Source organism: Pseudomonas glycinae, assembly GCF_001594225.2.
Classification (GTDB): domain Bacteria; phylum Pseudomonadota; class Gammaproteobacteria; order Pseudomonadales; family Pseudomonadaceae; genus Aquipseudomonas; species Aquipseudomonas glycinae.
Genome location: NZ_CP014205.2, coordinates 6,138,747 through 6,161,930, shown reverse-complemented (window position 1 = coordinate 6,161,930; position 23,184 = coordinate 6,138,747). Strand labels below are relative to the sequence as shown.

The window sequence follows — 23,184 nt, the reverse complement described above, 5'->3', positions numbered from 1 at the left end:
AAGGGGTCACCGGAAACGGTGACCCCTTTTTGCATTTTGCGATTTGCAAAACCTTTGCAAAATCCGGCTTGGTCGACCGCAGCTACACTTCGCGCATTTGCAGGGATGTATTCATGAGTCGCCAGCTCAGGCGCGCCGGCCCGGGTGGTATCGAAAGTACTGATCGCAATGGATTTTGATCCATTCGTCCGCTGAATGTCATGGGCGACCTTTTAAATAGTGTGGATATTTAAGGGGTTACGGATTTTATTAACCATCCGGTTATCAAAAAATCGTTGTTACGAGGCAAATAAATCAGTAATATCCGCCCCGCGTTCACCACCACGGTTTATGCATTTTTAAATCCCAAGCTTCCATCAGCTGCTTGGGATTTTTTTTGCCCGCGATTTGCCTTCCCTGCACCTCTGTCCAGTCTCTCGCTTCGCCCGCTTCTGTTTTTCCGGGAGGAGTGACAAGCAGGCTCACAATTTTTCAACTACTACTGTCAGGCTGATTTCAACTCTGCCGGACGGAAGTTCATCGATGCTGGTTCATTGGTTTCTTGCAGCGATTCATTTACTGGCGTTTGCCATAGGTTTCTGGGCGGTGTTGACGCGTGGGGCCGCCTTCAGTCGTCTGGCGTCCGGCGCGGGTGAGGTCGGGCGCGTGTTGCTTGCCGACAATCTGTGGGGGCTTTCGGCGCTGGTGTTGCTTATCACCGGTGGCATGCGCGCTTTTGCCGGTTATGAGAAGGGAACCGACTACTACCTGCATCAGCCGCTGTTCCATCTGAAGATGACGCTGTTTGTGCTGATTCTGCTTTTGGAGCTGGTGCCGATGATCACCCTGATCAAATGGCGTTTGGCCAAGGCGCGCGGCGTTGTCCCTGATACAGGGCGTGCGAAGGTGTTCGCACGGATCAGTCATGCCGAAGCGCTGCTGTTGATATTGATGGTCGTGGCAGCCACCGGGATGGCCCGTGGCATTACATTCGGCTAGGCGGGCGAGATTCCCAACCGCTATTCGGAAATGTCCGACAGCCAGTCCATGGAATGACGGTTAGTATCGGTTGCGAGAAGGGTTGAGGCAGGAAGGGGCGTAGCACGCGCCGTCACCAAAGAGGTGGGGGAATGGCAATACGGCGCTTGAATCTTTAGCCAGTCATTGCGCGCAGGCAAACGAACTGGCTACTGACTGCGATAGGGCTCAGGGCGTTTGTGGCTTGTCCGGGGCGGTCAGGCCAGCCTGGATGCGCTGGTAGATTTCTTCCCGATGCACTGCAACGTTCTTCGGAGCATTGATGCCGATTCGAACTTGCTGGCCGCTGACGCCTAGAATGGTGATCGTGATGTCATCACCGATATTTATGCTTTCACCGACTTTGCGGGTGAGTATCAGCATGGTCTTCTCCTTGATTGCTTTGTAGGGCACCTGATTCAGACAGTGCAGAGGTCGGTGGTACGTATAGATTAGTGCGAAGTTTTACAGTTTGGGTGCCTCTTTCTGACGCGCAGCAGCGGCATTAATTCCCAGCGCGTAACTATACAGGGGCTGCCAGCATCAATCTCGTCCTTTTGTGCCCATTTTGCGGGGCTGCGAAAGTATTCTCGAATGTTAAGATCGCCGCTTTGAAAATTCAGAGGGAAGCGTTGTGCGCAAATTGGTCTGGGTAGTCGCGGCACTGGCATTGGCAGGATGTGGCGAAGGCAAGAGTGTGGATGCACAACAGCCGAAACCTGCTGTGGTAACAGCGCCTGCTGCGGTGGGTCCTCAATGGGATCTGGAAGTGCGCGGTGAAACCCCTCAAGCCGTGAGCGATCTCAGTGGTTGGCTGATCGAGCATGCTTTTGTGGCCAGTGTTGTCAAGGATGCCAGCGGCAAGACTCGGATTCTCCTCGGTCCTTTCAATTCGAAGGCTGACGCCGAGGCGCGTCAGGCGGATGTGAATGCAGCGCTGATCAAGGCGAAGAAGCAGAACATCGAGACGCTGGTGATCGAGCGCACGTCGGCGCAATAAGCGATCCATTCGGCGGAGCTGACTAAAGGGTGTCCCCCGTGATTCGTTTTTAAAGCAATCACCGAAGATACCCAGAAGGAGCTCCGCATGGCCTCCGCCAATCCTTACAAGTTGTTCGACGTTGTTTTGCGTCACAAGCAACATCTGAGCCCGCATCTGATGCGGATCACCCTCGCAAGCCCGGCGGTCACCGAGATGGCTACCTGGGCGCCGGATCAGCGAGTGAAGCTGTTTTTCCCGGCAGCAGACGGCTCACCCGCCAGGCTTTCTCAGGCGGAAGGATGGTACGCCCGTTTTCGCTCGATGCTGGTTGATCGTCGCCCGACGATGCGCACCTACACCATCCGCCACTTGCGTGCCGAAGTGGGCGAAGTGGATATCGATTTCGTCCTGCACGGCGAAACCGGCCCAGCCTCCCGATGGGCGTTGCGATCCCAGCCTGGCGAGTCGATGCAGATTCTGGCACCTGACAGCCAATTCTCGGCACAAGAGGCCGGGGGATTTGAATGGAAGCCACCGCAAACGCTCAAGCAACTTCTGCTGGTCGCCGATGCGACTGCCTTGCCGGCCGCCATGGGTATTCTGGAAGAGCTGGCGACTCTGGCTGAGCCGCCGCAGACCCAGGCGTTTTTTGAGGTCGACAGTCGTGAAGACAGGTTGGCCGTTCCTGAATGGCCCGGACTTTCGGTGCAATGGCTGATCCGCGATCATGCAGTTGCTGGCAGGTTGATGGTGGACGCCGTGCGGCAGGCAAAGCTGCCTGTGGATGCATCGCCTGTTGGGCAAGCGGTCGAACTGGCGGATGTCGACATCGAAGAGGAGATTCTCTGGGAGATCGCCGATACGGCTACCGAGGGATTCTATGGCTGGATCGCCGGAGAATCTGCAGCGGTCATGAGCCTGCGCAAATACCTGATCAAGGAGCGCGGCATCCCTCGAGAGTCACTCAATCTGATGGGCTACTGGCGTTACAACAAGTCCGGAGGTTGAGTACAAAAAAAAGGCCTTGAGTTTATCGCTCAAGGCCTTTTCTTTTGATCAAACAATCAACCGCAGGCTTTCAGGTTCACCGGGCCGACAAACTCGTTGCCGCGTCCCATCACGCATGCCACGCTCTGGTTGCGCTGACGCTCCCAGTCTTGCACCGGATAAGTCTTGTCCCAGGCTTCGTACAGCTGCCGATCCTGCTTCGACAGGCGCAAGCCGTACTGTTTGCTCATGTAAAAGTAGGTGCGGGCGATCATGCCGCGAATCGAAGGGCGGGGCATGACCTTCTTCGCCTTGAAGTCGACCTGAGTCAGGCATGAGCCGTACTGACCCTTTTCGACCGGCAGCCAACCATAGCTGAAGTTGCTGCGGTCGCCATTCACCTCGCCAATGCTCGGCACCAGGTTGTGCAGGTCGGCTTCGGCTTTCTGATAGCCAGGGTCGTAGCGGGTGCAATTCTTGCGACCGCCTTCCTGCCAGCATTGACGTTGATGGCCGAACTGCCATGCGGGAACGATGTGTTCCCATTCGATGCGGGAGGCCCGTTTGGCGTTCTTGCGTGGGACGTAGCCGCAGGCGGCCAGATCAACCTTGTTACCGGTGTATTTGCACCCGCAATAAAACTCGGTCGATTGTGGAGCGTACAGCTTCCAGGCGACCTTCTTGGCCTCGGTGAACGTACGCGGTGCGCCAGCTTGCGCACCCAGGGAAATGAACAGCAACAGCACAGCAGCAAAACGCAGAATCATTGAATCAATCTTCCTTCGGCACAACCCAGAAAATCTGTACGCCACCGTCGTCGCGGTAGGCGAGGGTGACGTTGTCGTTCTCGTCGATCTCTTCCAGTAAGCGCTCCCACTCGTCCGCCGGTTCGTCCGGAAGGCGGAAGATCAGTGCGGCTTTGGCTTTTTGTGCGGTGGGGGAGTTGATGATTTTTTGAACGCGCATGCCCATACGTTCGTAAGCGTCAGGAGCATCAGGGGAAGTGGCCACGAGGTTATCCTTATTAAGCTGTACGTGCATACAGTATTTAACTGTAGGCATTTTCGCAACTGCTTAAAATTCAAGAAAATCCTCTGACACCGGTTTTCCGGTTTTGGTGTCGCGCAGGTGTAATTTTTCTTTGGCGGATGTGGGAGCTCCACCCTCCGTCAAGTTGACGAAGGGTGAAGTCAGTGACCGATCAGGAAGGATCAGACGAAGACGAATCAGTATTCCCAGAACATCCGTTGCAGCTCTTTGCTGTCGTTGGTCTTGGTCAGCGCAACCATGGCCAGGATGCGGGCTTTCTGTGGGTTCAAGTCGTGAGCGACCACCCAGTCGTATTTGTCGTCAGGCTGTTCGGCGTTGCGCAGAACGAAACCGCCGGCATTGACGTGAGACGAGCGAATGATCTGCACGCCGTCCTTGCGCAGAGCCTGCAAGGCCGGAACCACGCGGGAGGAAACCGAGCCGTTGCCGGTGCCGGCATGGATGATCGCCTTGGCGCCGGACTGGGCGAAAGCCTTGTAGGCTGTATCGCTGACATTGCCGTAGGAATAGGCGATTTCTACATCAGGAAGGCTCTTGATGTTTTTGATGTCGAATTCCGAATCCATGGTGTGGCGCTTGGCTGGCAGGCGGAACCAGTAGGATTTGCCTTCGACTACCATGCCGAGCGGGCCCCAGGCGCTTTTGAACGCTTCGGTCTTGATGTTGATCATCTTGCTGACATCGCGACCCGACTGGATTTCATCGTTCAGGGTCACCAGTACGCCTTTGCCGCGCGCTTCTTTGCTGCTGGCGACGGCCACGGCGTTGTACAGGTTCAGCATTCCGTCCGCCGACATGGCGGTGCCCGGGCGCATGGAGCCGACGACGATGATCGGCTTGTCGGTTTTTTCCACCAGGTTCAGGAAGTACGCGGTCTCTTCCAGGGTGTCGGTGCCGTGGGTGATGACGATGCCATCGACGTCTTTGCTCTCGGCCAGTTCGGAAACACGACGACCCAGTTGCAGGAGGTTTTCGTTGGTGATGCTTTCCGAGGCGATTTGCATGACCTGTTCGCCACGCACATTGGCCAGCGTGCTCAGCTCGGGAATGCCGGCGATCAACTGTTCGATGCCCACTTTCGCAGCCTGATAGGTCGCACTGTTGGCTGCGCTGGCGCCGGCACCGGCAATAGTGCCGCCGGTGGCCAGTACCACCACGTTGGCCAGTTTGGCCTGGGTTTCAGCTTCTTTTGCCTGGAGGGCGGTTGGCAGGAGCAGGAGAAGGGCCAAAGCGCCCGGAACGAAACTCTTCAAAGCAGATGTCATTATTTTTCTCTCTAGTAGTGAGACGGTGCTGATGCAGGTTCATCTAGATGCGCCCCGGGCCGATCTGAATGCCAGGGGTGCAGGGAGGGAGCAGGATCTGTACCAGTCGCACTTTGCTTTGGCGAAGTATTTAACTTTTTGATTTATATCAGTATTTATCGGGTTGACGATTTTTTGCAGCAATCGTTTATCCGGTATTCCGAACAATGGAAGCTTTCATGTTCGGCTCTCCGAAAAGTACCACTGCATCTGTCGACGCAATCAGGTTGCCGGTTTCGAGTTTTCTGCTAAAGAAACCGTCAATCAGGCCGATGCGTGCTAAAGGACACTGAAACTTAGGGAGTTCACATGTCACTGACGATCGGTTTTTCAAATCCCGCTTCGGTCACGATCGGCGGCAAAACTGCAGCGACGATCAATGCAATGAGTGAAGCTGAGGCCGATGCGTCCGCCGAGGCGCTGGGTACGGAAAAGGTTGAAACCAATCAGGTCAGAACCGGTGGTCCTGCCCAGGAAGCAAGCGCAAGCGAGGCTGAAGGCGGTGACAATCTGAGCGTCACTATCAAGACGCTGCTCAAACGCATGCAGGAATTGCAGAAGCAGCTTCAGGAGCAGCAACAGCAACTGGCCGCCGCGCAGGCTGCGAGTTATCCAACCCCCGAAGCCAAGTCGCAAGCGGTGATGTCCATCCAGGGGCAGATCGCTCAAACCAGCGGTGCGCTGCTGGAAGTCTCGGCTGCGCTGGTCAAGGAAATGTCGAAGGGGTCTTCCGCCGGTAATGTGGTCAACACCACGGCTTGAGCACCCAATGGGCGGATCGATGGATTCGCCCTGTAACGCAATACCGATTTCTGATTGTTGACAAATGTCGGCCTGATTCGCATAGTTCGGTCTACGCAAACGTTTGCGCGGCCTTCGCGATGGATTGAATTGTCGTGGGGTGCAGCGAGCTTACGCCAGCGCAAGCGTTGCTCACAATAATCATAAGATCGGAGTGAACCCATGAAGCTGCCATTCGCTGGACGTCTTCTTGCTGTCGCCATGCTGGCTGCCGCATCCACTGCACTGCCTGTCTCTTCGGCTTTCGCCGAATCCCCTGAAAAACCCAAAGTTGCCCTGGTCATGAAATCCCTAGCCAACGAATTCTTCCTGACCATGGAAGACGGCGCCAAGGCCTACCAGAAAGAACATTCCGCCGATTTCGACTTGATCTCCAACGGCATCAAGGATGAAACCGATACGGCGGGGCAGACGCGCATCGTCGAGCAGATGATTCTGGCGAAGGTCAATGCACTGGTCATCGCACCGTCTGATTCCAAGGCGATGGTGCCGGTGATCAAGAAAGCCGTCGATGCCGGTATCACCGTGATCAACATCGACAACCAGCTGGATCCGGCTGTGATCAAAAGCAAGAACATCAGCGTTCCTTTCGTAGGCCCGGACAACCGCAAAGGCGCGCGTCTGGTGGGCGAATACCTGGCCAAGCAACTGAAGGCCGGTGACGAAGTGGGCATCATTGAAGGCGTCTCCACGACGACCAACGCCCAGCAGCGTACCGCAGGCTTCAAGGATGCGATGGAGGCCGCGCAGATCAAGGTTGTCTCCCTGCAGTCCGGCGATTGGGAAATCGACAAGGGCAATAAGGTCGCCGCTTCGATTCTCAGCGAGTACCCGGACGTGAAGGCGCTGCTGGCCGGCAACGACAGCATGGCCGTAGGTGCCGTTTCCGCCGTGCGCGCTGCCGGCAAGGCCGGTCAGGTGCAGGTTGTCGGTTACGACAATATCAACGCCATCAAGCCCATGCTGAAGGACGGTCGCGTCCTGGCGACGGCCGACCAGTACGCTGCGAAGCAGGCGGTGTTCGGCATCGAGACCGCGCTGAAAATCATCAAGGGCGAGAAAGTCGACAGTGGTGCCAATGGCGTGATCGAAACGCCGGTCGAGCTGGTCACCAAGTAAGTCCTTTGGCGACACGATGGCGCTCGTCCGTCCGGGCGAGCGCATGGAGATTTTTATGTCAGTTTCCGCTCCGAACGCTGTCCTCTCGGTCAGCGGTATCGGCAAGACCTATGCGCAACCGGTTCTGACCGGCATCGACCTGACGTTGATGCGCGGTGAAGTGCTGGCGCTGACCGGTGAGAACGGTGCCGGCAAAAGCACTCTGTCGAAGATCATCGGTGGACTGGTCACGCCTACCACCGGCCAGATGCAGTTCCAGGGCAAGGAATATCGCCCCGGCAGCCGCACGCAGGCTGAAGAGCTGGGTGTGCGCATGGTCATGCAAGAGCTCAATCTGCTGCCGACGCTTTCGGTGGCGGAGAACCTGTTCCTTGACAACCTGCCGAGCAACGGTGGCTGGATCAGCCGCAAGCAGCTGCGCAAGGCTGCGATCGAAGCCATGGCTCAGGTCGGCCTCGATGCCATCGACCCGGACACACTGGTCGGCGAGTTGGGCATCGGTCACCAGCAAATGGTCGAGATCGCCCGTAACCTGATCGGCGATTGTCACGTGCTGATCCTCGACGAACCGACCGCGATGCTGACCGCACGCGAAGTCGAGATGCTCTTTGAGCAGATCACCCGGCTGCAGGCGCGCGGTGTCTCGATCATCTACATCTCCCATCGCCTCGAAGAACTGGCCCGGGTCGCACAGCGCATTGCCGTGCTGCGTGACGGCAATCTGGTTTGTGTCGAACCGATGGCCAACTACAACAGCGAGCAACTGGTCACCCTGATGGTCGGTCGCGAGTTGGGCGAGCATATCGATCTGGGGACTCGCAACATCGGCGCGCCGGCCCTGACGGTCAAAGGCCTGACCCGCTCCGACAAGGTGCGCGACGTGTCCTTTGAGGTTCGCGCCGGTGAGATTTTTGGCATCTCGGGTCTGATCGGGGCAGGGCGTACCGAGCTTTTGCGGCTGATCTTCGGTGCCGATGTCGCGGACTGCGGCACTGTGGCACTCGGTTCACCGGCGAAAACGGTGAGCATTCGCTCGCCAGTCGATGCGGTGCGCAACGGCATCGCCCTGATCACCGAGGATCGCAAGGGCGAAGGCCTGCTGCTGAGCCAATCGATCAGCGCCAACATTGCTTTGGGCAACATGCCGGAGATTTCCAGTGGCGGGTTCGTCAACAACGGCGACGAAACGAAGCTCGCGCAACGGCAGATCGACGCCATGCGTATCCGCAGTTCCAGCCCGACGCAGCTGGTATCCGAGCTGTCCGGCGGCAATCAGCAAAAGGTGGTGATCGGTCGCTGGCTTGAGCGCGACTGCTCGGTGTTGCTGTTCGACGAGCCGACTCGTGGTATCGACGTCGGCGCCAAATTCGATATCTATGCCTTGCTCGGCGAACTGACCCGGCAGGGCAAGGCCTTGGTCGTGGTGTCCAGCGATTTGCGCGAGTTGATGCTGATCTGCGACCGCATCGGTGTGTTGTCGGCGGGGCGTCTGATCGATACGTTCGAACGCGACAGCTGGACCCAGGATGACTTGCTTGCCGCCGCATTCGCCGGCTACCAGAAACGTGATGCGTTGCTCAACGAAGCAGCGCCTAGGGATCTCCCATGAAAACTGCATCTTCCGCCGGCAAATCCAGTGGCAATTTCTACGGCCTTGGCACTTATCTGGGCCTCGCCGGCGCGTTGCTGGCAATGATTGCGCTGTTCTCGGTCATGAGCAGCCATTTCCTGTCGTACAACACCTTCAGCACCCTGGCCAACCAGATTCCCGACCTGATGGTGCTGGCAGTGGGCATGACCTTCGTCCTGATCATCGGCGGGATCGATCTGTCGGTGGGCTCGGTACTGGCACTCGCGGCCTCCACTGTCAGCGTGGCGATTCTTGGCTGGGGCTGGAGCGTACTGCCGGCGGCCTTGCTGGGTATGGCTGTCGCGGCGTTGGCTGGCACGGTTACTGGCTCGATTACCGTGGCGTGGCGAATTCCGTCGTTCATCGTGTCTCTGGGTGTTCTGGAGATGGCCCGTGGCCTGGCCTATCAGATGACCGGTTCGCGTACGGCCTACATCGGTGATTCCTTCGCCTGGCTGTCGAACCCGATCGCCTTCGGCATTTCGCCGTCGTTCATCATTGCCTTGCTGGTCATCTTTATTGCCCAGGCCGTTCTGACCCGTACTGTGTTCGGTCGCTACCTGATCGGCATTGGCACCAACGAAGAAGCGGTGCGTCTGGCGGGGATCAATCCAAAACCCTACAAGATCCTGGTCTTCAGTCTGATGGGGCTGCTCGCCGGCATTGCGGCGCTGTTCCAGATTTCCCGGCTGGAAGCGGCCGACCCGAATGCCGGTTCCGGCCTTGAGCTGCAAGTGATCGCTGCCGTGGTGATCGGCGGCACCAGCCTGATGGGCGGACGTGGTTCGGTAATCAGCACCTTTTTCGGCGTGTTGATCATCTCCGTCCTGGCGGCCGGTCTGGCGCAGATTGGCGCGACCGAGCCGACCAAGCGCATCATCACCGGCGCGGTGATCGTAATCGCCGTGGTGCTCGATACCTATCGCAGTCAACGCGCAAGCCGACGGGGCTGATAAATGGCAACGATCAAGGATGTGGCGGCACTCGCAGGAATTTCCTATACGACCGTGTCCCACGTAGTAAACAAGACCCGACCGGTGAGCGAAGAGGTGCGGGTCAAGGTCGAGGCGGCGATCAAGAGTCTCGACTATGTGCCGAGCGCCGTGGCCCGTTCGCTGAAGGCGAAAACCACTGCCACCATCGGTTTGCTGGTGCCCAACAGCCTTAACCCATACTTCGCCGAACTGGCGCGCGGGATCGAGGATTACTGCGAGCGTAACGGTTACTGCGTGATTCTCTGCAACTCCGACGACAACCCGGACAAGCAGCGCAGCTACCTGCGGGTCCTGTTGGAAAAACGCATCGACGGCTTGATCGTCGCCTCTGCGGGTGGCGACAGCGGTCTGGCGCAAGGGTTGGCGGGTGTGAAGACGCCGATGGTGATCGTCGACCGTGGACTCGAAGGCGTGGACGCCGACCTGGTGCGCATCGATCACGAATATGGCGCGTACCTTGCGACGCGGCATCTGCTTGGGCTCGGTCATCGCGATATCGCCACGATCGGTGGTCCGGCCAGTACCAGTGTTGCGCAAATGCGTCAGGCCGGTTTTTGTCGCGCGCTGAAAGAGGCCGGTGTTGAGGTGTCCCCGTCGCGCATGCTGGAAAGCGACTTCACCAGCACTGGCGGTTACAACGCGGCCTCGGTCCTGCTCGAGCGAAACCCGCCGAGCGCGATTTTTGCCGGTAACGACATGATCGGCATCGGTGTGCTGCGAGCGGCGGCGGAGCGCAACGTGCGCGTGCCTGCCGAGTTGTCGGTGATCGGCTTCGACGATATCCAGATGAGCCGCTACGTGTATCCAGCGCTGACGACTGTGGGCCAGTCGATCCTGCAACTGGGCGAGATGGCCGCGGAAGTCTTGTTGCGAAGAATTGCCACCCCGGGTCTGGCGACGGATCAACGGATCGTGACGCCGAGTATTGTCTTGCGTGAATCGACTGCACCGCTGTCCGGCGTGTTCACCGAATACCGCTGAAACGAATTGAAGAGTAGTGATGTATGTCCACAAATGTAGTGGTAATAGGTAGCCTGAACATGGATCTGGTCACCCGGGCGCCTCGCTTGCCCCGGGGTGGTGAGACGCTGATCGGCCATTCCTTCGCGACCGTGTCCGGTGGCAAGGGTGCCAATCAGGCGGTGGCTGCTGCGCGTCTGGGTGCGAAAGTGTCGATGGTCGGCTGCGTCGGCACCGATGCCTATGGCGTGCAATTGCGCGAGGCGTTGCTGGCCGAACAGATCGATTGCCAGGCTGTCAGCGTGGTCGAGGATTCCAGTGGCGTGGCGCTGATCGTGGTCGATGACAACAGTCAGAACGCGATTGTCATCGTTGCCGGTGCCAATGGTTCGATGACCCCGGCGGTCATCGACCGGTTCGACGCCGTGCTGCAAGCGGCCGACGTGATCATCTGCCAGCTGGAAATCCCTGATGCCACCGTAGGCCATGCCCTCAAGCGCGGACGTGAGCTGGGCAAGACAGTCATCCTCAACCCGGCGCCGGCCAGTCGTCCGCTGCCGGCAGACTGGTTTGCCGCCATCGATTACCTGATTCCCAACGAGAGCGAGGCCGCCGCCCTCAGCGGATTGCCGGTGGACTCGCTGGAGACCGCTGAGAAAGCCGCCGCGCACCTGATTGCGCTGGGGGCCGGCAAGGTCATCATCACGTTGGGGGCTCAAGGCTCTTTGTTCGCCAACGGTACGGGTTACCAGCATTTTCCTGCACCCAAAGTGAAGGCTGTCGATACCACCGCCGCCGGGGATACTTTTGTTGGCGGATTTGCGGCTGCCCTGGCGGCCGGCAAAACCGAGGACGAGGCCATTCGTTTTGGACAGATTGCTGCGGCCCTGTCGGTCACCCGGGCAGGTGCCCAGCCGTCCATTCCCACCACCTCCGACGTACAGGCATTCAAACCCGCATGAAAAAGACTCCTTTGCTCAATGTCGCCCTGTCGCGGCTGATTGCCTCCCTCGGCCACGGCGACATGGTCGTGATCGGTGATGCCGGCCTGCCGGTGCCGCCGGGTGTCGAGCTGATCGACCTGGCGTTGACGCACGGCGTTCCGGATTTCGTCAGCACCCTGAAAGTCGTGCTCAGCGAAATGCAGGTGGAAAGCCACGCGCTGGCCAAGGAGATTTTCGACAGGCAACCGACCGCGCTGTCCACGCTGGACGAGCTGAATGACGAAGGCTCGCTGGGGCGGCGTGACCTGCTCAGTCACGAGCAATTCAAAGGACTCAGCCGACAGGCACGAGCGATTGTTCGTACGGGCGAATGCCAGCCGTACTGCAACATCGTGCTGGTGTCTGGAGTTACGTTCTAAACAGGGTTCGCCCCTTTTGATTTCATCTGCACAAGGAATGCGCCATGCACCGCTATGCTCAAAAATTGCATCAATTGATTCGGAGTCTGCTGCTTTTGTCCGTGATAACCGCGACCGGCGCCCAGGCGGCGGAAAAGATCGACCTGATCATCGACACCGATCCGGGCGCCGACGACGTGGTCGCCCTGTTGTTTGCCCTGGCCTCCCCGGAGGAGCTGAACATTCGCGCGTTGACCACCGTGGCCGGCAATGTGCGTCTGGACAAGACTTCACGTAATGCCAGGTTGGCCCGTGAGTGGGCTGGGCGGGAAGATATTCCGGTGTACGCCGGGGCGCCAAAACCGCTGATGCGTACGCCGATCTACGCCGAAAACATCCATGGCAAGGAAGGCCTGTCGGGTGTCACTGTGCATGAGCCGAAGAAAGGCCTGGCCGAAGGCAATGCGGTCAACTATCTGATCGACACCCTGAAAAAAGCCAAGCCGCACAGCATCACCATCGCGATGCTCGGCCCGCAGACCAACCTGGCCCTGGCGCTGATCCAGGAGCCGGAGATCGTTCAGGGCATCAAGGAAGTCGTGATCATGGGTGGCGCCCACTTCAATGGCGGCAACATCACGCCGGTGGCTGAATTCAACCTGTACGCCGACCCGCAGGCCGCGGAAGTGGTGCTCAAAAGCGGGGTGAAACTGACTTATCTGCCGCTGGACGTGACCCACAAGATCCTGACCAGCGATGCGCGCCTGAAGCAGATTGCGGCGCTGAACAACAATGCGAGCAAGATTGTCGGCGGCATCCTCAACGAGTACATCAAAGGGGATATGGAGCACTACGGTATTCCGGGTGGCCCGGTGCATGACGCCACCGTCGTGGCTTACCTGCTCAAGCCCGAGCTGTTCATGGGTCGTTCGGTGAGTGTGGTGATCGACAGTCGTGAAGGCCCGACCTTCGGCCAGACCATTGTCGACTGGTATGACGGCCTGAAGGCGCCGAAGAACGCCTTCTGGGTGGAGAACGGCGATGCCCAAGGCTTCTTCGATCTGCTGACCGAGCGTCTGAAGCGTCTGAAGTAAGCCATACGCCCGCAGGTGCCAGCTTGCGGGCTTCTACTCCCTCTCGGTGTCCGATGTTCCTTTGAAGTCATCGGGATACTTCTCGAACAGCTGGGCGATGAATGACTGCGCGCCTTGTGTTCCCAACGTCTTCACCAGCAAGTCAATGCTGATCAATGCCAATTCCTCGGGACTGCCCGGACTGTAAGAACTGTGCCCTTGTGGCCAGGTGGCCTTGATGTCGGCGGTAATGCTTACGGTGGTCATGGCAAGGCTCGGTCTCGGGATTGAAGTCTTGAGTTAACCATTTTGTCGGGCGGTTGGCACTGCGACTTAGGCATCAGCACAGCGCTATGCGACACTTGGTCGTTTCCGCAGAAAAACAAGGATTGCGCTGTGCAGATCGATTTGAATAGCCCCGACGGCCTGACCCTTGATGCTGTCCGCCAGATGCTTGCGTCGGCCAGTGATGACGAACATACCCAGCTGCGCGTAACCAAGGGCGGGATCGCCTATATCTCTTCGGGTGTCACTGGTGGTCAGGACATTGATGGCCTGCTGTTTCGCTTGGAGACCTGGGCAAAAGGCTCAGGGTATGTGGGAAATGTCGCAGCCAGCGACGAAGTCTGGGTCATGCAGATTTTCAATGCGCTCAAGGACAACTGGCCGAATCCGCCCTACGACTACATTGATGTCTACTGAGCGTCATTAATATTCAGTGACGTTTTACGGGGTGATGCTTCAGGTGTTGCTCAGGCACACTCGGCGTTTTTCCGATGGTGGGGCAGGGTGATGGCACTCATCGGGAAACCAATCGCCGTATTGGTGGTCGCACGATCTCTGGTAAAAATTGAATAAGGAGGCTTCATGCCTTGGAAGTTCGCGTCACTGGGTGCACTGATGGCCGTTGCTTTGCTGGGTGGTTGCACCACGACCTCCAGCGAGTCGCAAAAGGATCCCGTGGCGACTGAGGCCGGACATGGTCGTTGTGAGGTATCGGCTGCGGAGTTCGCTCTCGGCAAGAAAGCTTCGCCAGAGCTGTTGGAGCAAGCACGCAAAAAAGCCGGTGCGCAGAACGCCCGGTTCCTCAAGCCGAATGACATGATTACTTTGGAGTACCGCTCCGATCGCCTCAACCTGAATACCGATCAGAACCTGGTGGTCACTCGCGTCAGCTGCGGCTGAGTTTCGGGCATTTGTCTCACCCATAAAAAACCCCGTCACATGGACGGGGTTTTTTAGTGCGCCGGGAAATTACTCTGGGCGAACTTGTGCAGCTTGCATACCCTTTTGGCCTTTCTCAGCCACGAAGGAAACGGTCTGGCCTTCTTTCAGGCTTTTGAAACCGTCAGTTTCGATAGCTTTGAAGTGTACGAACAGGTCGTCACCGCCACCTTGAGGAGTGATGAAGCCGAAGCCTTTTTCATCGTTGAACCATTTAACGGTGCCGGTTTGGCGATTAGACATGGTGTATCTCCAAGAAACATATATTTTCAGTAGTACTGTGCTGCTCAGGCCAACTGGGCACACCGGGGTATCATAGTCGAAATGTTCGCTTTGGTAGCCCCCCGGACGTGCTGTTTGCCAATCAGTCGTGTTTTCTTTACTGCCTGTTTCGGCTGGAGGCCCCGGTTTAAAAGGCTTTGAGCGAAAAATAAAGACAATAAAAAAACCTGTAAAACCTGCATAAATCGTACGAAATGGCCTGAATCAGATGCTTTTCAGCGGTGCTGGAGGCAGTGAAAAGGCCTGTTTCATCATTTTTTCGCCGGGGTATTGGCCTTGCATTTGGCAATTTGCCCCAAGGCTTTCTGTTGCAGTTCAGGCGTGGCCTTGTTGTCCATCAATGCCTGAATATCGCTGGCCGGGTAGGACTTGATGGCATCGGCACCGCACGCGCAGTGGGATTTTGCGGCAGCGGCACCGATTTGCGGAGTGGCCGCCTGGGTGCACTGAGCCATGTATTTCTCACGCTCGCCCTTTGGCCAGTCGGCGTGGGCGCTCAGCGGCAGCAGCAAAACGAGGGGGGCGACTGCAGCAAGCAGGGTGTTAAGACGCATGCGAGGATGCTCCTTGTGGGTCAATGTCTTGTTATCTGAGGGCCCAAAGGCCGATCAAGTTCAGCACTCTGGCATAAAACAGACGATTTGCCTCTCGCTAAAACCTGAGTGCATCGGTGACCGTTCATCTGTGCTAGCATGCCTGACTCGGGCGTTCGCAGGCTCCGGATGACCTTCAGTCCCGGTAGCGGCAGCGCACGAATTTTCCGATTTGAATCCCAGTCACTCTGGTTCGGTTTTCCGGTTGGCCGCAAGGCTCCTGCCGCTGTAAGGCAGGCGTTCGTCATTGAATGGCCTGGATCGGATCTTGTACTGGCTCATCCCAACCCACGTGACCTTTGGTAGGGGTCACCACTAGGAGAGGAGGCGCCATGCCAACTATTACTCTTCCCGACGGCAGTCAACGTTCATTCGATCACCCGGTTTCCGTAGCCGAGGTCGCCGCCTCCATCGGTGCAGGTCTGGCCAAGGCCACCGTAGCCGGAAAGGTCAATGGCAAGCTGGTCGACGCCTGCGACATCATCGACAGCGATGCGACGCTGCAAATCATCACGCCAAAGGATGAAGAGGGGCTGGAGATCATTCGCCACTCTTGCGCCCACCTGGTCGGCCATGCGGTCAAGCAGCTGTACCCGACTGCAAAAATGGTCATCGGGCCGGTTATCGACGAAGGTTTCTATTACGACATTGCCTTCGAGCGTCCTTTTACTCCGGACGACATGGCGGCCATCGAACAGCGCATGCACCAGCTGATCGATACAGAATATGACGTCATCAAGAAAGTCACTCCGCGTGCCGAAGTGATCGAAGTGTTCAAGGCTCGTGGCGAAGACTACAAGCTGCGCCTGGTCGAAGACATGCCGAACGAGCAGGCCATGGGCCTGTACTATCACGAAGAATACGTCGACATGTGCCGCGGTCCGCACGTGCCGAACACTCGCTTCCTGAAATCCTTCAAGCTGACCAAGCTGTCCGGCGCCTACTGGCGCGGTGATGCCAAAAACGAGCAATTGCAGCGCGTTTATGGCACCGCGTGGGCAGACAAGAAGCAACTGGCTGCTTACATCCAGCGTATTGAAGAAGCTGAAAAGCGCGATCACCGCAAGATCGGCAAGCGCCTGGGCCTGTTTCATACCCAGGAAGAAGCGCCGGGCATGGTGTTCTGGCACCCGAACGGCTGGACGCTGTACCAGGTACTCGAGCAGTACATGCGCAAAGTGCAGCGCGACAACGGCTATCTCGAGATCAAGACGCCGCAAGTCGTTGACCGCAGCCTGTGGGAGAAATCCGGGCACTGGGCAAACTACGCCGACAACATGTTCACCACTGAGTCGGAAAGCCGCGACTACGCCATCAAGCCGATGAACTGCCCTTGCCATGTGCAGGTGTTCAACCAGGGCCTGAAGAGCTACCGCGAGCTGCCGATGCGTCTGGCCGAGTTCGGCGCCTGCCACCGTAACGAGCCGTCGGGTGCGCTGCACGGCATCATGCGTGTGCGTGCGTTCACTCAGGACGATGCTCACATTTTCTGCACCGAAGAGCAGATGCAGGCTGAATCCGCTGCGTTCATCAAGCTGACCATGGATGTTTACCGCGACTTCGGCTTTACCGACGTCGAGATGAAGCTGTCCACTCGTCCGGAAAAACGCGTCGGTTCCGACGAGTTGTGGGATCGCGCCGAGGCAGCACTGGCTGCAGCCCTTGACAGCGCGGGTCTGCCGTACGATCTGCAGCCGGGTGAGGGGGCGTTCTACGGTCCGAAAATCGAATTCTCGCTGAAAGATTGCCTCGGCCGCGTGTGGCAGTGTGGTACCTTGCAGCTCGATTTCAACCTGCCTGTGCGTCTGGGAGCCGAATACGTTTCCGAAGACAACAGCCGCAAGCATCCGGTGATGTTGCACCGTGCGATCCTCGGTTCGTTCGAGCGTTTCGTCGGGATTCTGATCGAGCACTACGAAGGTGCGTTCCCTGCGTGGCTGGCGCCAACCCAGGCAGTGATCATGAATATCACTGATAAACAGGCAGATTTCGTCGCTCAGGTCGAAAAAACTCTCAACGAAAGCGGGTTTCGTGCCAAGTCCGACTTGAGAAATGAAAAGATCGGCTTTAAAATCCGCGAGCATACTTTGCTCAAGGTTCCATATCTCTTGGTTATTGGGGATAAGGAAGTCGAGATGCAGACTGTCGCTGTGCGTACTCGTGAAGGTGCTGACCTGGGCTCGATGCCCGTCGCCCAGTTCGCTGAGTTTCTCGCGCAAGCGGTTTCCCGGCGTGGTCGCCCAGATTCGGAGTAATTATTATTAAGCGTGAAATGAGACAAGATAAACGAGCTGCACCGAAAGCCCCGATCAACGAGAATATCTCGGCACGCGAGGTTCGGTTAATTGGCGCTGATGGCGAGCAGATTGGCATCGTCTCGATTGATGAAGCGCTTCGTATTGCTGAAGAAGCAAAGCTTGATCTGGTAGAAATTTCTGCCGACGCAGTCCCACCGGTTTGCCGTGTGATGGACTACGGCAAATCGATCTTCGAAAAGAAGAAGCAGATTGCTGCGGCGAAGAAAAACCAGAAGCAGATTCAGGTAAAAGAAATCAAGTTTCGTCCAGGGACGGAGGAAGGGGATTACCAGGTAAAACTGCGCAACCTGGTACGTTTCCTGAGTGACGGGGACAGGGCCAAGGTATCCTTGCGATTCCGCGGCCGTGAGATGGCCCACCAGGAGCTGGGGATGGAACTCCTCAAGCGGGTTGAACAAGACCTGCTCGAGTACGGTTCGGTCGAACAGCATCCTAAGATGGAAGGACGCCAGCTGATCATGGTCATCGCCCCGAAAAAGAAGAAGTAATCAACAGGGCACGGCAGGCCTTCTGATTATGTTTATCAACTGAATGCGGAGTATCCGAACATGCCAAAGATGAAAACCAAAAGTGGTGCTGCTAAGCGGTTTCTGAAAACTGCTAACGGTATCAAGCACAAGCACGCTTTCAAGAGCCACATCCTGACCAAAATGTCGACCAAGCGTAAGCGTCAACTGCGCGGTAGCAGCTTGCTGCATCCGTCTGACGTGGCAAAAGTCGAGCGCATGCTGCGCCTTCGTTAATTTTTGGATCAAGAATAGAGGAAGTAACTCATGGCTCGTGTAAAGCGTGGCGTCATTGCCCGTAAACGTCACAAAAAAATTCTGAAACTTGCTAAAGGCTACTACGGCGCACGCTCCCGCGTATTCCGTGTTGCCAAGCAAGCGGTAATCAAGGCAGGCCAATACGCCTACCGTGACCGTCGTCAGAAAAAACGTCAGTTCCGCGCTCTGTGGATCGCTCGTATCAACGCTGGTGCTCGTGTTAACGGTCTGTCCTACAGCCGTTTCATCGCTGGCCTGAAAAAAGCGTCCATCGAGATCGACCGTAAGGTTCTGGCTGATCTGGCAGTGAACGAAAAAGCGGCGTTTGCTGCGATTGTCGAGAAAGCTAAAGCCACCTTGGCTTAAGTACCCCCGACAGTCACCCGGCCTCACCTCTGTGGGGCCAGGTGTTAAACGTCATAAATAGGGGAAGAGCCTTCAAGCTCTTCCCCTATTTTGTATCTGGAGTCTGTACATGGAAAACCTGGATGCGCTGGTCTCTCAAGCACTAGAGGCTGTGCAAAGCGCTGAAGATATCAATGCCCTGGAGCAAATCCGGGTTCAATACCTTGGCAAAAAGGGTGAATTGACTCAGGTGATGAAGACCCTGGGGAATTTGCCGGCAGAAGAGCGTCCGCAGGTCGGCGCCCTGATCAACGTTGCCAAGGAACGTGTCACAGGCGTTCTCAATGCGCGCATGGCTTTGTTTGAGGAAGCCGAACTGGCTGCCAAACTGTCTGCTGAATCCATTGACGTGACCCTGCCGGGCCGCGGTCAGACCTCCGGTGGTCTGCATCCGGTAACCCGGACTCTGGAACGTATCGAACAGTTCTTCACCCATATCGGCTACGGCATCGCCGAGGGCCCTGAGGTCGAAGACGACTATCACAACTTCGAGGCGCTCAACATCCCAGGCCACCACCCGGCCCGGTCGATGCATGACACCTTCTATTTCAACGCCAACATGTTGCTGCGCACCCATACCTCGCCGGTACAGGTCCGCACCATGGAATCGAAAAAGCCGCCGATCCGCATCGTCTGCCCAGGCCGTGTGTACCGCAGCGACTCCGATATCACCCATTCGCCGATGTTCCACCAGGTCGAAGGCCTGCTGGTCGATCGCGATATCAACTTCGCCGACCTCAAAGGCACGATTGAAGAATTCCTGCGGGTGTTCTTCGAAAAAGAACTGGCCGTGCGTTTCCGCCCTTCGTACTTCCCGTTCACCGAACCTTCCGCCGAAGTCGACATGGAATGCGTGATGTGCAGCGGTAAAGGCTGCCGCGTCTGCAAGCAGACCGGCTGGCTGGAAGTGATGGGCTGCGGCATGGTTCATCCGAACGTGCTGCGCATGTCCGGAATCGATCCGGAAGAGTTCTCGGGCTTCGCCTTCGGCATGGGCGTTGAGCGTCTGGCCATGCTGCGTTACGGCGTGAACGACTTGCGTCTGTTCTTCGACAACGACTTGCGGTTCCTCGCGCAATTTCGCTAGTCGTAACGAATTCTTAGGAGAGCAGGATGAAATTCAGTGAACAATGGCTGCGTGGCTGGGTCAGCCCGCAGGTAGATCGCGACGCGCTGGTTGCCCGTCTGTCGATGGCCGGTCTTGAGGTCGATAGCGTTACGCCGGCCGCCGGTGTTTTCAGTGGCGTGGTGGTGGGTGAGGTGCTGAGCACCGAGCAGCACCCCGATGCCGACAAATTGCGCGTTTGCCAAGTCAGCAATGGCGCGGAACCTTTCCAGGTTGTGTGTGGTGCGCCAAACGTGCGTCCGGGCCTGAAAATTCCGTTCGCAATGATCGGTGCCGAGCTGCCGGGCGACTTCAAGATCAAGAAGGCCAAGCTGCGCGGCGTCGAGTCCAACGGCATGCTGTGCTCGCAAGCCGAACTTCAGATCGGCGAAGGCAATGACGGTCTGATGGAGCTGCCGGCTGATGCGCCGGTGGGCGAAGATTTTCGTGTTTATCTGGACCTGGAAGACGCCAGCATCGAAGTCGATCTGACTCCGAACCGCGGCGACTGCCTGTCCCTGGCCGGTCTGGCCCGTGAAGTCGGCGCGTTGTACGACGCTCCGGTCACTCGCCCGGTGGTGAAGGCCGTTCCTGCAGTGCACGACGAAGTGCGCTCCGTAGAAGTCCTGGCACCTGCTGCCTGCCCGCGTTATCTGGGCCGTGTCATCCGTAACGTTGACCTGTCCAAACCGACGCCACTGTGGATGGTTGAGCGCCTGCGTCGCGCCGAAGTCCGCAGCATCGACGCCGCCGTCGACATCACCAACTACGTGATGCTCGAGCTGGGCCAGCCGCTGCACGCTTTCGATCTCGCCGAAATCAATGGCGGCATCCGTGTGCGCATGGCAGAAGAGGGCGAGAAGCTTGTGCTGCTCGACGGTCAGGAAGTCAGCCTGCGTAGCGATACGCTGGTGATCGCCGACCACACTCGCGCTCTGGCCATTGCTGGCGTGATGGGTGGCGAGCACAGCGGTGTATCTGCGACCACTCGCGACGTATTCCTTGAAAGTGCGTTCTTCGACCAGATCGCGGTGGCGGGCAAGGCTCGTTCCTACGGTCTGCACACCGACGCTTCGCACCGCTACGAGCGCGGTGTGGACTGGCAACTGGCCCGTGAAGCCATGGAGCGCGCCACTGGCCTGCTGCTGGAAATCACCGGTGGCGAAGCCGGCCCGATCATCGAAACCGTCAACGAGCAGCACTTGCCGTCGATCGCGCCGATCACCCTGCGTGCGCAGCGCATCACCCAGATGCTGGGCATGGAAATGGATTCGGCCGAAGTCGAGCGCCTGCTCAATGCTTTGGGTCTGAAGGTTTCCGCCGACGGAGCAGGGCAGTGGCGCGTAGAAGTGCCGAGCCATCGCTTCGATATCAGCCTGGAAGTCGATCTGATCGAAGAGCTGGCGCGTCTGTACGGTTACAACCGCCTGCCGGTTCGTTACCCGCAAGCTCGTCTGGCGCCACAGGCCAAGGCCGAAGCGCGCAGCGATCTGCCGGAACTGCGTCGCCTGCTGGTCGCTCGTGGTTACCAGGAAGCGATCACTTACAGTTTCATCGATCCGAAGCAGTTCGAGCTGTTCAACCCGTGCGTCGAGCCGCTGCTGTTGGCGAACCCTATCTCCAATGACATGGCCGCCATGCGTTCGTCGCTGTGGCCGGGTTTGGTCAAGGCGCTGCAGCACAACCTCAACCGTCAGCAGGATCGTGTTCGTCTGTTCGAGAGCGGTCTGCGCTTTGTCGGTCAGCTGGAAGGTCTGAAGCAAGAACCGATGATCGCCGGTGTGGTGTGCGGCAGCCGTCTGCCGGAAGGCTGGGCGCAAGGCCGCGATACCGTCGACTTCTTCGACGTCAAGGCTGACGTCGAAGCGGTGCTGGGCTTTGCCGGTGCGCTGGATCAGTTCACTTTTGCACCGGGCAAGCATCCTGCACTGCATCCAGGCCAGACCGCACGCATCGAGCGGGAAGGGCGTGAAGTCGGCTTTATCGGCGCGATTCACCCTGAGCTGTCGAAATCCCTGGGTCTCGACCGTCCAGTGTTCGTCTTCGAGCTGGTTCTGGCTGAAGTCGCTCTGGGGAAAATGCCGAAATTCCACGAGTTGTCGCGCTTTCCTGAAGTGCGTCGTGACCTGGCACTGATTGCGCACAAAGACGTTGCAGCCTCGGCTGTACTGGACGTAATCCGTGAAAATGCAGGCGAATGGCTGACAGACCTCAGGCTATTTGACGTGTATCAGGGTAAAGGCATTGATCCTGATAGAAAAAGCCTCGCAGTCGGCTTGACCTGGCAGCATCCATCGCGCACTCTTAATGACGATGAGGTGAATTCGACGACGCAAGATATCCTCACCTCGCTCGAACAAAGGTTGAACGCCACGTTAAGGAAGTGACGTATGGGGGCTTTGACGAAAGCTGAGATGGCGGAACGTCTGTATGAAGAGCTGGGCCTGAACAAGCGGGAAGCCAAGGAGTTGGTGGAACTGTTTTTCGAGGAAATCAGGCACGCTCTTGAAGACAACGAGCAGGTCAAATTGTCGGGTTTCGGCAATTTCGACCTTCGGGACAAACGCCAGCGGCCTGGCCGCAACCCGAAAACGGGGGAAGAAATCCCGATCACGGCTCGCCGTGTGGTCACCTTTCGTCCAGGGCAGAAATTGAAGGCCCGAGTTGAGGCTTATGCTGGAACCAAGTCATAACGACGAACTACCCGTCATCCCGGGCAAACGCTACTTCACCATTGGTGAAGTCAGCGAGCTGTGTGCGGTAAAACCACACGTGCTGCGCTACTGGGAGCAGGAGTTTCCTCAGCTCAACCCCGTCAAACGCCGCGGAAACCGCCGGTATTATCAGCGCCAGGACGTGCTGATGATCCGGCAGATCCGTGCGCTCCTTTACGATCAGGGGTTCACCATCGGCGGTGCGCGTCTGCGACTGTCCGGCGATGAGGCCAAAGACGACACCACCCAATACAAGCAAATGATCCGCCAGATGATCGCCGAGCTCGAAGATGTTCTGGTGGTTCTCAAGAAATAATTTCCTGCTTTTAAATACTTCCAGTTTTCAAAAGCTTGCGATATATTCTTGAGCGTTCTTCGAGACGGAGAACGAGTTTCACGCCTAGTCGGGGCGTAGCGCAGTCCGGTAGCGCACTAGCATGGGGTGCTAGGGGTCGAGTGTTCGAATCACTCCGTCCCGACCATATAATTCAATGACTTAGCCCAACTTTAACGAGTTGGGCTTTTTCATGCGTAGGGACT

28 protein-coding genes and 1 tRNA gene are annotated in these 23,184 nt (G+C 57.5%); 22 read left to right on the top strand and 7 right to left on the bottom strand.

Going from position 1 to position 23,184, the window contains the following annotated elements; genetic code table 11:
• Positions 1–522: 522 nt before the first annotated feature.
• The gene (locus AWU82_RS28220) at positions 523–978 is read left to right on the top strand and encodes a DUF2214 family protein (RefSeq protein ID WP_064378857.1); all 456 of its coding nucleotides are present in this window, start codon (positions 523–525) and stop codon (positions 976–978) included.
• Between the two features lie 207 nt (positions 979–1,185).
• On the opposite strand, the gene csrA is transcribed toward AWU82_RS28220, so the two are convergent.
• Positions 1,186–1,380: a carbon storage regulator CsrA gene (gene csrA, locus AWU82_RS28215; RefSeq protein WP_003179932.1), complete on the bottom strand. Its 195-nt coding sequence runs from the start codon at positions 1,378–1,380 to the stop codon at positions 1,186–1,188.
• 250 nt (positions 1,381–1,630) lie between these two features.
• Here csrA and AWU82_RS28210 point away from each other — a divergent pair, with 250 nt between their 5' ends.
• Complete coding sequence (locus AWU82_RS28210; RefSeq protein WP_064378858.1) at positions 1,631–1,996, top strand: hypothetical protein; 366 nt, start codon at positions 1,631–1,633, stop codon at positions 1,994–1,996.
• Positions 1,997–2,083: 87 nt separating this feature from the next.
• Positions 2,084–2,986: a siderophore-interacting protein gene (locus AWU82_RS28205; RefSeq protein WP_064378859.1), complete on the top strand. Its 903-nt coding sequence runs from the start codon at positions 2,084–2,086 to the stop codon at positions 2,984–2,986.
• Positions 2,987–3,042: 56 nt separating this feature from the next.
• Here the strand turns inward: AWU82_RS28205 and AWU82_RS28200 are convergent, their stop codons facing one another.
• The 3 genes from AWU82_RS28200 to AWU82_RS28190 all read right to left on the bottom strand — a co-directional run bounded on the left by AWU82_RS28200 (position 3,043) and on the right by AWU82_RS28190 (position 5,280).
• Positions 3,043–3,732: an endonuclease gene (locus AWU82_RS28200; RefSeq protein WP_064378860.1), complete on the bottom strand. Its 690-nt coding sequence runs from the start codon at positions 3,730–3,732 to the stop codon at positions 3,043–3,045.
• Between the two features lie 4 nt (positions 3,733–3,736).
• Complete coding sequence (locus tag AWU82_RS28195; protein WP_371855269.1) at positions 3,737–4,006, bottom strand: DUF1654 domain-containing protein; 270 nt, start codon at positions 4,004–4,006, stop codon at positions 3,737–3,739.
• Between the two features lie 185 nt (positions 4,007–4,191).
• Positions 4,192–5,280 (bottom strand): asparaginase, encoded by a 1,089-nt coding sequence (locus AWU82_RS28190; RefSeq protein WP_064378861.1) that lies wholly within the window; start codon positions 5,278–5,280, stop codon positions 4,192–4,194.
• A 348-nt stretch (positions 5,281–5,628) separates the two neighbouring features.
• Between AWU82_RS28190 and AWU82_RS28185 the strand changes: the two genes are divergently transcribed.
• The 8 genes from AWU82_RS28185 to AWU82_RS28150 all read left to right on the top strand — a co-directional run bounded on the left by AWU82_RS28185 (position 5,629) and on the right by AWU82_RS28150 (position 13,260).
• Positions 5,629–6,081: a hypothetical protein gene (locus AWU82_RS28185; protein WP_064378862.1), complete on the top strand. Its 453-nt coding sequence runs from the start codon at positions 5,629–5,631 to the stop codon at positions 6,079–6,081.
• Between the two features lie 201 nt (positions 6,082–6,282).
• Complete coding sequence (locus tag AWU82_RS28180) at positions 6,283–7,239, top strand: sugar ABC transporter substrate-binding protein (protein WP_064378863.1); 957 nt, start codon at positions 6,283–6,285, stop codon at positions 7,237–7,239.
• A gap of 55 nt (positions 7,240–7,294) precedes the next feature.
• The gene (locus AWU82_RS28175) at positions 7,295–8,848 is read left to right on the top strand and encodes a sugar ABC transporter ATP-binding protein (RefSeq protein ID WP_064378864.1); all 1,554 of its coding nucleotides are present in this window, start codon (positions 7,295–7,297) and stop codon (positions 8,846–8,848) included.
• Positions 8,845–9,822, top strand: coding sequence for an ABC transporter permease (locus AWU82_RS28170; RefSeq protein WP_007956013.1), 978 nt, complete (start codon positions 8,845–8,847; stop codon positions 9,820–9,822). The genes AWU82_RS28175 and AWU82_RS28170 overlap by 4 nt, the downstream gene beginning before the upstream one ends.
• A gap of 3 nt (positions 9,823–9,825) precedes the next feature.
• The gene (locus tag AWU82_RS28165; protein ID WP_064378865.1) at positions 9,826–10,845 is read left to right on the top strand and encodes a LacI family DNA-binding transcriptional regulator; all 1,020 of its coding nucleotides are present in this window, start codon (positions 9,826–9,828) and stop codon (positions 10,843–10,845) included.
• Between the two features lie 23 nt (positions 10,846–10,868).
• Positions 10,869–11,786 carry a ribokinase gene (gene rbsK / locus AWU82_RS28160; RefSeq protein ID WP_064378866.1) on the top strand — a complete coding sequence of 306 codons (918 nt, stop codon included), beginning with the start codon at positions 10,869–10,871 and terminating at the stop codon, positions 11,784–11,786.
• Positions 11,783–12,187: a D-ribose pyranase gene (rbsD, locus tag AWU82_RS28155; protein ID WP_064378867.1), complete on the top strand. Its 405-nt coding sequence runs from the start codon at positions 11,783–11,785 to the stop codon at positions 12,185–12,187. The genes rbsK and rbsD overlap by 4 nt, the downstream gene beginning before the upstream one ends.
• A 44-nt stretch (positions 12,188–12,231) precedes the next feature.
• Complete coding sequence (locus AWU82_RS28150) at positions 12,232–13,260, top strand: nucleoside hydrolase (protein WP_064378868.1); 1,029 nt, start codon at positions 12,232–12,234, stop codon at positions 13,258–13,260.
• Between the two features lie 33 nt (positions 13,261–13,293).
• On the opposite strand, the gene AWU82_RS28145 is transcribed toward AWU82_RS28150, so the two are convergent.
• Positions 13,294–13,506, bottom strand: a complete 213-nt coding sequence (locus AWU82_RS28145) for a hypothetical protein (RefSeq protein WP_007956023.1) — start codon at positions 13,504–13,506, stop codon at positions 13,294–13,296.
• 129 nt (positions 13,507–13,635) lie between these two features.
• Between AWU82_RS28145 and AWU82_RS28140 the strand changes: the two genes are divergently transcribed.
• Together AWU82_RS28140 and AWU82_RS28135 are read left to right on the top strand one after the other, a co-directional pair.
• A complete protein-coding gene (locus tag AWU82_RS28140) occupies positions 13,636–13,941 on the top strand; it encodes a hypothetical protein (protein WP_064378869.1) in 306 nt (101 codons plus the stop codon).
• A gap of 165 nt (positions 13,942–14,106) precedes the next feature.
• Entirely contained in the window at positions 14,107–14,424 is a 318-nt protein-coding gene (locus AWU82_RS28135) for an I78 family peptidase inhibitor (RefSeq protein ID WP_011333384.1), read from the top strand.
• Between the two features lie 69 nt (positions 14,425–14,493).
• On the opposite strand, the gene AWU82_RS28130 is transcribed toward AWU82_RS28135, so the two are convergent.
• A complete protein-coding gene (locus AWU82_RS28130) occupies positions 14,494–14,706 on the bottom strand; it encodes a cold-shock protein (protein ID WP_007956027.1) in 213 nt (70 codons plus the stop codon).
• Between the two features lie 290 nt (positions 14,707–14,996).
• Complete coding sequence (locus AWU82_RS28125; protein WP_011333385.1) at positions 14,997–15,299, bottom strand: hypothetical protein; 303 nt, start codon at positions 15,297–15,299, stop codon at positions 14,997–14,999.
• Between the two features lie 371 nt (positions 15,300–15,670).
• On the opposite strand from AWU82_RS28125, the gene thrS reads away from it, so the two are divergent.
• The 9 genes from thrS (at position 15,671) to AWU82_RS28080 (ending at position 23,126) form a co-directional block, all read left to right on the top strand.
• Complete coding sequence (thrS, locus tag AWU82_RS28120; protein ID WP_064378870.1) at positions 15,671–17,593, top strand: threonine--tRNA ligase; 1,923 nt, start codon at positions 15,671–15,673, stop codon at positions 17,591–17,593.
• Positions 17,593–18,144, top strand: a complete 552-nt coding sequence (infC, locus tag AWU82_RS28115) for a translation initiation factor IF-3 (protein WP_169432615.1) — start codon at positions 17,593–17,595, stop codon at positions 18,142–18,144. Before thrS ends, infC begins: the two co-directional genes overlap by 1 nt.
• A gap of 60 nt (positions 18,145–18,204) precedes the next feature.
• The gene (gene rpmI / locus AWU82_RS28110) at positions 18,205–18,399 is read left to right on the top strand and encodes a 50S ribosomal protein L35 (RefSeq protein ID WP_002553160.1); all 195 of its coding nucleotides are present in this window, start codon (positions 18,205–18,207) and stop codon (positions 18,397–18,399) included.
• A gap of 30 nt (positions 18,400–18,429) precedes the next feature.
• Positions 18,430–18,786: a 50S ribosomal protein L20 gene (gene rplT / locus AWU82_RS28105; RefSeq protein WP_002553161.1), complete on the top strand. Its 357-nt coding sequence runs from the start codon at positions 18,430–18,432 to the stop codon at positions 18,784–18,786.
• Positions 18,787–18,895: 109 nt separating this feature from the next.
• The gene (gene pheS, locus AWU82_RS28100) at positions 18,896–19,912 is read left to right on the top strand and encodes a phenylalanine--tRNA ligase subunit alpha (protein ID WP_011333387.1); all 1,017 of its coding nucleotides are present in this window, start codon (positions 18,896–18,898) and stop codon (positions 19,910–19,912) included.
• A gap of 26 nt (positions 19,913–19,938) precedes the next feature.
• On the top strand, positions 19,939–22,317 hold the full coding sequence (pheT, locus tag AWU82_RS28095) for a phenylalanine--tRNA ligase subunit beta (protein ID WP_064378871.1): 2,379 nt from the start codon (positions 19,939–19,941) through the stop codon (positions 22,315–22,317).
• Between the two features lie 3 nt (positions 22,318–22,320).
• On the top strand, positions 22,321–22,623 hold the full coding sequence (gene ihfA / locus AWU82_RS28090; protein ID WP_002553164.1) for an integration host factor subunit alpha: 303 nt from the start codon (positions 22,321–22,323) through the stop codon (positions 22,621–22,623).
• The gene (locus tag AWU82_RS28085) at positions 22,604–22,960 is read left to right on the top strand and encodes a MerR family transcriptional regulator (protein ID WP_003179985.1); all 357 of its coding nucleotides are present in this window, start codon (positions 22,604–22,606) and stop codon (positions 22,958–22,960) included. Before ihfA ends, AWU82_RS28085 begins: the two co-directional genes overlap by 20 nt.
• Before the next feature lie 89 nt (positions 22,961–23,049).
• A tRNA-Pro gene (locus AWU82_RS28080) sits at positions 23,050–23,126 on the top strand.
• Positions 23,127–23,184 lie beyond the last annotated feature (58 nt).

What these genes read in the sequence shown, in the direction of transcription:
- AWU82_RS28220 (WP_064378857.1), top strand. Translation starts at nt 523, where the DNA reads ATGCTGGTTCATTGGTTTCTTGCAGCGATTCATTTACTGGCGTTTGCC.
- csrA (WP_003179932.1), bottom strand. Translation starts at nt 1,380, where the DNA reads ATGCTGATACTCACCCGCAAAGTCGGTGAAAGCATAAATATCGGTGAT.
- AWU82_RS28205 (WP_064378859.1), top strand. Translation starts at nt 2,084, where the DNA reads ATGGCCTCCGCCAATCCTTACAAGTTGTTCGACGTTGTTTTGCGTCAC.
- AWU82_RS28200 (WP_064378860.1), bottom strand. Translation starts at nt 3,732, where the DNA reads ATGATTCTGCGTTTTGCTGCTGTGCTGTTGCTGTTCATTTCCCTGGGT.
- AWU82_RS28195 (WP_371855269.1), bottom strand. Translation starts at nt 4,006, where the DNA reads ATGCACGTACAGCTTAATAAGGATAACCTCGTGGCCACTTCCCCTGAT.
- AWU82_RS28190 (WP_064378861.1), bottom strand. Translation starts at nt 5,280, where the DNA reads ATGACATCTGCTTTGAAGAGTTTCGTTCCGGGCGCTTTGGCCCTTCTC.
- AWU82_RS28185 (WP_064378862.1), top strand. Translation starts at nt 5,629, where the DNA reads ATGTCACTGACGATCGGTTTTTCAAATCCCGCTTCGGTCACGATCGGC.
- AWU82_RS28180 (WP_064378863.1), top strand. Translation starts at nt 6,283, where the DNA reads ATGAAGCTGCCATTCGCTGGACGTCTTCTTGCTGTCGCCATGCTGGCT.
- AWU82_RS28175 (WP_064378864.1), top strand. Translation starts at nt 7,295, where the DNA reads ATGTCAGTTTCCGCTCCGAACGCTGTCCTCTCGGTCAGCGGTATCGGC.
- AWU82_RS28170 (WP_007956013.1), top strand. Translation starts at nt 8,845, where the DNA reads ATGAAAACTGCATCTTCCGCCGGCAAATCCAGTGGCAATTTCTACGGC.
- AWU82_RS28165 (WP_064378865.1), top strand. Translation starts at nt 9,826, where the DNA reads ATGGCAACGATCAAGGATGTGGCGGCACTCGCAGGAATTTCCTATACG.
- rbsK (WP_064378866.1), top strand. Translation starts at nt 10,869, where the DNA reads ATGTCCACAAATGTAGTGGTAATAGGTAGCCTGAACATGGATCTGGTC.
- rbsD (WP_064378867.1), top strand. Translation starts at nt 11,783, where the DNA reads ATGAAAAAGACTCCTTTGCTCAATGTCGCCCTGTCGCGGCTGATTGCC.
- AWU82_RS28150 (WP_064378868.1), top strand. Translation starts at nt 12,232, where the DNA reads ATGCACCGCTATGCTCAAAAATTGCATCAATTGATTCGGAGTCTGCTG.
- AWU82_RS28145 (WP_007956023.1), bottom strand. Translation starts at nt 13,506, where the DNA reads ATGACCACCGTAAGCATTACCGCCGACATCAAGGCCACCTGGCCACAA.
- AWU82_RS28135 (WP_011333384.1), top strand. Translation starts at nt 14,107, where the DNA reads ATGCCTTGGAAGTTCGCGTCACTGGGTGCACTGATGGCCGTTGCTTTG.
- AWU82_RS28130 (WP_007956027.1), bottom strand. Translation starts at nt 14,706, where the DNA reads ATGTCTAATCGCCAAACCGGCACCGTTAAATGGTTCAACGATGAAAAA.
- AWU82_RS28125 (WP_011333385.1), bottom strand. Translation starts at nt 15,299, where the DNA reads ATGCGTCTTAACACCCTGCTTGCTGCAGTCGCCCCCCTCGTTTTGCTG.
- thrS (WP_064378870.1), top strand. Translation starts at nt 15,671, where the DNA reads ATGCCAACTATTACTCTTCCCGACGGCAGTCAACGTTCATTCGATCAC.
- rpmI (WP_002553160.1), top strand. Translation starts at nt 18,205, where the DNA reads ATGCCAAAGATGAAAACCAAAAGTGGTGCTGCTAAGCGGTTTCTGAAA.
- rplT (WP_002553161.1), top strand. Translation starts at nt 18,430, where the DNA reads ATGGCTCGTGTAAAGCGTGGCGTCATTGCCCGTAAACGTCACAAAAAA.
- pheS (WP_011333387.1), top strand. Translation starts at nt 18,896, where the DNA reads ATGGAAAACCTGGATGCGCTGGTCTCTCAAGCACTAGAGGCTGTGCAA.
- pheT (WP_064378871.1), top strand. Translation starts at nt 19,939, where the DNA reads ATGAAATTCAGTGAACAATGGCTGCGTGGCTGGGTCAGCCCGCAGGTA.
- ihfA (WP_002553164.1), top strand. Translation starts at nt 22,321, where the DNA reads ATGGGGGCTTTGACGAAAGCTGAGATGGCGGAACGTCTGTATGAAGAG.
- AWU82_RS28085 (WP_003179985.1), top strand. Translation starts at nt 22,604, where the DNA reads ATGCTGGAACCAAGTCATAACGACGAACTACCCGTCATCCCGGGCAAA.